The 6,253-nt window shown below is 46.9% G+C and carries 3 protein-coding genes; 2 read left to right on the top strand and 1 reads right to left on the bottom strand.

Annotated elements, in window-relative coordinates:
• Positions 1–329: 329 nt before the first annotated feature.
• The gene (gene rne, locus F0261_RS09205) at positions 330–3,743 is read right to left on the bottom strand and encodes a ribonuclease E (RefSeq protein ID WP_171337785.1); all 3,414 of its coding nucleotides are present in this window, start codon (positions 3,741–3,743) and stop codon (positions 330–332) included.
• Between the two features lie 842 nt (positions 3,744–4,585).
• Between rne and rluC the strand changes: the two genes are divergently transcribed.
• Positions 4,586–5,527 carry a 23S rRNA pseudouridine(955/2504/2580) synthase RluC gene (gene rluC, locus F0261_RS09200; RefSeq protein ID WP_014979112.1) on the top strand — a complete coding sequence of 314 codons (942 nt, stop codon included), beginning with the start codon at positions 4,586–4,588 and terminating at the stop codon, positions 5,525–5,527.
• Between the two features lie 3 nt (positions 5,528–5,530).
• Positions 5,531–6,238 carry an HAD family hydrolase gene (locus F0261_RS09195; protein WP_014979113.1) on the top strand — a complete coding sequence of 236 codons (708 nt, stop codon included), beginning with the start codon at positions 5,531–5,533 and terminating at the stop codon, positions 6,236–6,238.
• Positions 6,239–6,253: the final 15 nt, after the last annotated feature.

Raw genomic sequence — 6,253 nt, 5'->3', positions numbered from 1 at the left:
GGCAAGTTTCCTAGCAAAGCGTGGGAATGCAGGAATGGTTGTTCCCTTTCAAATTCCCAGAATGAAGCTAGGAAGCTTGCCAGACCTTCCCGAAGGGCGAGTTTAAAATGTCCGAACTCTTTGTTGTGTCACCTTGATGTAGAACCACTATACCTGCGGTAACACGCCGCGATTACGAACATTTTAACTCTCGCTGAGTGGGTAATGATCTATGCGGACTGGTATTATTCTCAACTCGGACTCGATGTTAAACGTACACTAACAAACAAAAAAGCCGCTCGAAAGCGGCTTTTACATCAATTAGCTAGTAGCGCACTAGCGACTGAAAATTATTCAGCCACTGCTGCTACTTCGGCAACGTCATCTACCGACTGAGGAAGCGTTGTTACTGCTGATGCACGTGACGTTACGTGCGACATCGCTGCAGTTTTACCCGATACTGCGAGTGCAGGTCGTGTGTCGTCAGCTTTAGCGGTAAGCGCTACATCAACAAATGCGTCGTTTACTGCTGCAGGCAATGCCATAGGGTGCGATGCACCACGCTTTCCTTTGCCACTCGCTGCTAGGCTCGAAGAAGGCGCTGCTGTTGTTTCAGCTTCTTCTTTAGCCGCTGGCGTATCTGCTTTCGCCTCTTGTACCTGTGCTTCTGGTTCTGCAACTACAGGCGCGTCAGCCAAGTTTATTTCAACTTGCTCAGGCGATGCTGCTTCATCTTTAGCTTCTGGCGCCGTATCAGCTTGCGTTGTTTTAGCTTCAACTGCCGGTTCCGCTTGTGCTGCCGGAGCCGTTTCTTCAACGTTGCTTTCTTGCACTGAAGTTTGAGCTTCCTTGGCCGGTTTAGCTTCAGTTATCGTGTTATCGTCTGCTGACGTTACTTCATCAGTTGAGTCTACAGCTTCCGAAGGTTTATCGTTCGCTGACGGCTCTGCATCCGCTGACGGCTCTGCATCCGCTGAAGGTTTATTTCCCGCTGAAGGCTCTTTACCCGCTAAAGGCTCTGCATCAAACTGAAGTTCGTCCTGAACGGCTTCAACGTCAAGCTTTGCTTTCTCTTGCTTAGCAACAGGTTGATCTTCAGCTGGCGCTAGTTGCCCAGGCTCTTTTGCTTGTGTTTCTTCGATAACAGGTGCATCTGTTTTAGCTGTCGCTTCAACTTCTGCTTCTGGCTGCTGCGGTGACAACTCACCAGGCTGTTTAGCTTGCGTGTCTGAATCGTCAACTTGCTGCGACTCTTTCTTACGACGTTGACCAGCCGCACGAACGTGACGTGGAGAGCGGCGTGAACGGCCACGGCCTTCACGTTTTTGACCATGCTCTTCACTGTTAGCGTCGGTATTCGCATCAGTGCCGTCAACGGCATCATTAGTTACCGCTGATGAGTCATCTTCACCCTTAACAGCATCCGATACTGGCTTCGCTTCAGCAGGTTTATCCGCTGGTTTTTGCGCGGCTTTGACTGCTGGCTTTTGCTCATCCTTCTTCTGTTCAGCAGTGTTTTCAACCGGTGACTCTGCTTTCGACGCTTTAGGCTTGGTGTCAGCTTTAGCTTTGTGCTGCACTGGCGCTTCTTTGGCTACTGGTGTGGTCTGCGCTTCGCTCTGTTCAGCAGTATTCACCGCGTTGTCATCTTTCTTCACTCGAACGCTGCGGCGTTTATCACGGCGTTTTCTACGTTCAGCAACTTCACGCTTCTTCTGCGCTTGGTTTTCTTGCTGCTCGCCATCTTGCTTTTCGTGCTTAGGCTTTTGTTGCTCATCGCGTGGTTGCTGTGCCTTACGAGGCTTACGACCTTTGTTATTGCGCTTATCATCTTGATCTTGACGCTGGTCTTGTCTCTGGTCTCGTTGTTGTTCGCCGCGCGGTTTGCGATTATCCTGCTGCTCACCATCGCGGTTCTGGTCTTTACCTTGAGACTGATTGCCACGACGATTGTTCTTATTGCGCGGCTTGCGGCGACGGTCGTCATTATTGCGGCTGCGGTTGTTTCTATTTTTATTGCCAGACTGTGGCTTCTTGTCTTTATTGGTTTCTTCTTCGCTTTCGCTACCGAATAAATCACTAATCCACTTGCCAAATCGGGCAAACAGTGAAGGCACATCGTCGGCTTTCTTTGCTGTTTCTTCTTTTGGCGCAACTACAGGTGCAGCCGTTGGTGCAACAAGGCCCTTCAGTGCTGGCTCTTCGCGCTTAACTGGTGCTGAAGTCGTTGTTTCCGTCTCAGCTTCTACCGCAGGCATTAACTCTACGTCGTAACTCGCTTCAGATATAACATCATCTGGACGTCTGCGTAATACCTGGTAATGCGGTGTATCTAGGTTCGCATTAGGAATAAGTAGCAAGTCAACACCGTGGCGCTTTTCTAGAAGCTGAATAGACTTACGCTTTTCGTTAAGTAAATACGTCGCTACTGGAACGGGTAACTGCGCTTCAATTTGCCCCGTGTTTTCTTTAATGCTCTCTTCTTCCAAAATACGAAGAATAGACAGTGCCAAAGACTCAGTGCCACGAATGGTACCGTGACCAGAACAGCGAGGACAAACGTGATGCGCTGATTCGCCTAAAGAAGGGCGTAAACGCTGGCGAGACATTTCCAAAAGGCCAAAGCGAGAAATACGACCCAATTGTACTCGTGCTCTGTCGCTTCTCACCGCGTCTTTCATGCGGTTTTCAACTTCACGTTGGTGACGTACTGGCGTCATATCAATGAAGTCGATTACAACCAATCCACCTAGGTCACGAAGACGCAGTTGACGGGCAATCTCGTCTGCCGCTTCTAGGTTTGTGTTAAGCGCTGTCTCTTCAATATCACCACCTTTTGTTGCACGGGCAGAGTTAATATCTATAGAGGTTAGTGCTTCTGTTGGGTCGATAACAATTGAGCCGCCAGAAGGCAAACGCACTTCGCGTTGGAATGCAGACTCAATTTGGCTTTCGATTTGGTAGTGGCTAAATAACGGCACTTCACCACGATAGAGCTTTACGCGATTTGCAAAGTCAGGGCGCACTAATTGAATGTGCTGTAAAGCTTGCTCATAAATACTGGTTTTATCGATAAGGATTTCGCCAATATCGCGACGTAGGTAGTCGCGGATAGCTCGAACAATTACGTTACTTTCCTGGTGAATTAAGAAAGGCGCTTCACGTTCTTCAGCAACGCTAGAGATAGCTTCCCAATGGGTAAGCAAGACTTTTAAATCCCATTCTAGCTCTTCGTAAGATTTGCCAACGCCCGCAGTGCGGACAATCAAACCCATACCTTCAGGAAGGTCCAATTTGCTTAGTGACTCTTTAAGCTCTGTACGCTCATCGCCCTCTATTCGGCGTGAAATACCGCCAGCGCGAGGATTGTTTGGCATAAGTACTAGGTAACTGCCTGCAAGCGATAAGAATGTAGTTAATGCAGCGCCTTTCTGGCCGCGTTCTTCTTTATCAATTTGAACAATGACTTCTTGGCCTTCTTTAATCACATCTTTGATGTTAGGGCGGCCTTCGAATTTGTAACCTTTAGGGAAGTAAGTGCGGGCAATTTCTTTGAGGGGTAGGAAACCATGGCGCTCTGCACCGTAGTCAACAAAAGCAGCTTCTAAGCTGGGTTCAACGCGGGTAATTTTACCTTTGTAGATATTCGCTTTTTTCTGCTCGTGTCCTGGACTTTCTATATCTAAATCATATAACCGTTGCCCATCGACAAGAGCAACGCGCAACTCTTCTTGCTGAGTTGCATTAATTAACATTCTTTTCATTGTATCTAACTCTGTTTTCGTACAGCCGTTAAGACACAAAATTAAAGTGACATGTGCAAACCCTCACCGCGCAACCTCACGGCTGGACGGGGACCTTGTTGTAACGTCGCATTATCCCTGGTGGGTAAACACTCACGCGAATAAACAAGCGCCTTTATCTTAAGCGCAAACCCATACGACCGTGAATTGACACGTATAATCGTACAGATGCATTCATGTTCACACTGCTTTAAGGATGTCGGGAGCGACTAGCCCTTATTACTCATTTCATTTTTTCAAGCGGCATCATTTTCGCCACTCAATTGTCATTTAATTCTGTTAGCTAAACGGCAAACTTATTTTATGTTCGCAAGCATGGCCTCGCTTTTTACGGCAGTGTAGTCGTTGCCTCTCTCGCGGGGTCGGTATGAATGTGTTATTTCATCGAACACTTATCATTGCTGATGTCACCGACGCTCAAACCATGCTTTTATCGTTTACAAGTTAAAACAACACACTCTAATGCGTGCTGATTTTCGGTCTTGTTGTTGTTTTTATAACGCTGTGTTTCACATTGTTAAAGTGCGGCAACGAGATGCCTGTTCCACACCTTTCTTTTTACGTGAATTTAATCGTGTTAAAAACATCGATAATTATCGCACTAAAAGTCAAATTTTAGCAAGGAAAGCGAATGAATAAATCCCATAAATTGAGATGTTAAATACAGAAAACATGCGCTTTGGATAAAAAGTATGCGTAAAGGTGGGGTTTTCTAAGTCCTAGCTAAGCGCTGATATAATAATTATTTAGTAAAACGTAACTTTCAGTATGTTGGGCACTTTGCAATAGGGTATAATGCCCCTATGAAAGAAGAAGCTCCCCAGAAAGTACGTTTTGTAACGGTTGAAGCCGACTTGGCTGGTCAACGTATCGATAATTTTTTGCGCACCCAGCTAAAAGGTGTGCCGAAAAGCATGATTTATCGCATTTTACGCAAAGGTGAAGTGCGGGTGAATAAAGGTCGTGTTAAGCCTGAATATAAGTTACAAGCCGACGATTTAATCAGAATTCCACCGGTTCGCGTGTCGGAAGGTGCGCCTGCGCCATCGCCAAAGCTCGATAAAATTGCATCATTAGAATCGCATATCCTTTTCGAGGACGACCGTATACTTGTTATCAATAAGCCATCGGGAATGGCAGTTCACGGGGGAAGCGGCTTAAGCTTTGGTCTAATCGAAGGCTTAAGAGCCTTGCGTCCCGATGCCAAATTTATGGAATTGGTACATCGACTAGACCGTGATACGTCGGGCTGTATTTTGATAGCCAAGAAGCGTTCTGCCCTTCGCCACATGCATGAGCAGCTTCGCACCGGTAAAATGGACAAGCGATATAATGCGCTAGTTGCAGGTGAGTGGCCTAAAACCCGATTTAAAGTCAAAGCGCCGCTTCGTAAAAATGTGCTGCAATCGGGTGAACGCATGGTAAGTGTAAGCGACGATGGTAAACCGTCAGAAACTCGCTACCGCATATTAGAGGAATACGCAGGTGCAACCTTGGTTGAAGCGTCGCCTATTACAGGTAGAACCCACCAAATTCGCGTTCACTGTTTGCATGCGGGTCATCCTATTGCTTGTGACCCAAAATACGGCGATGCGGATTTCGACGCGGCAATGCGCCAAAAAGGGCTGAACAGACTGTTCCTTCACGCTCGCAGTATTTCACTGCTGCACCCAGCGACTGAAGAGCGCGTAACATTTACCGCGCCATTAGACGACACACTCTCAAATACACTTAAAGCGCTGTAAGTTATGCATTCAAAAAAACAGGCTGTGGAAACACAGCCTTTCATTTCGTTAGATAAAACACTGCCTAAGTACAAACTTGTTATCTTCGATTGGGATGGCACGCTCATGGATTCGGCGGCAAAAATTGTTAGCTGCATGCAGCTTGCTGCTAAGCAGTGTGATATGCCTGTTCCTACCTACGATGAAGTAGGTCACATTATTGGTATAAGTTTAAAGCCTGCCATTAAACAGCTTTTTAATATCAAAGACGATGAGTTAGCCGAGCGTTTAGTCGCCGCCTATAAAGAGGCATTTGTCACTCGCGATACAACGCCGTGCCCTTTGTTTGATGGCGTTGAACAGTTACTTAGCAATTTGAAAGAAGCGGGATGCACATTGGCCGTTGCGACAGGTAAAGCGCGCCGCGGTCTTGATCGAGCGTGGGCACAAACAGGGACGGGACCTTTCTTTAGTGCGTCACGTACCGCCGATGAGGCAGAATCAAAGCCTTCGCCCGACATGCTCCTACAGTTACTTGATGAACTTAGTGTAAAAATAGAAGACGCCGTGATGATTGGTGACACAACCTACGACATGCAAATGGCGAAAACGATTGGTATGGATAGAATAGGTGTGTCATATGGCGTTCACGCGCAGGTTCATTTAGAAGCGTTGTTACCTGTAGCACTTGTACACTCTATAAGTGAACTAGAAACAGCGCTATTCAAATAGCGCTGGTTTGTAGCA

The sequence above is a fragment of the Alteromonas sp. 07-89-2 genome (genome assembly GCF_013113925.1).
Taxonomy (GTDB): domain Bacteria; phylum Pseudomonadota; class Gammaproteobacteria; order Enterobacterales; family Alteromonadaceae; genus Alteromonas; species Alteromonas macleodii.
Note: the sequence above shows the minus strand (reverse complement) of the source record. Positions and strands in the feature narration are given on the sequence as shown.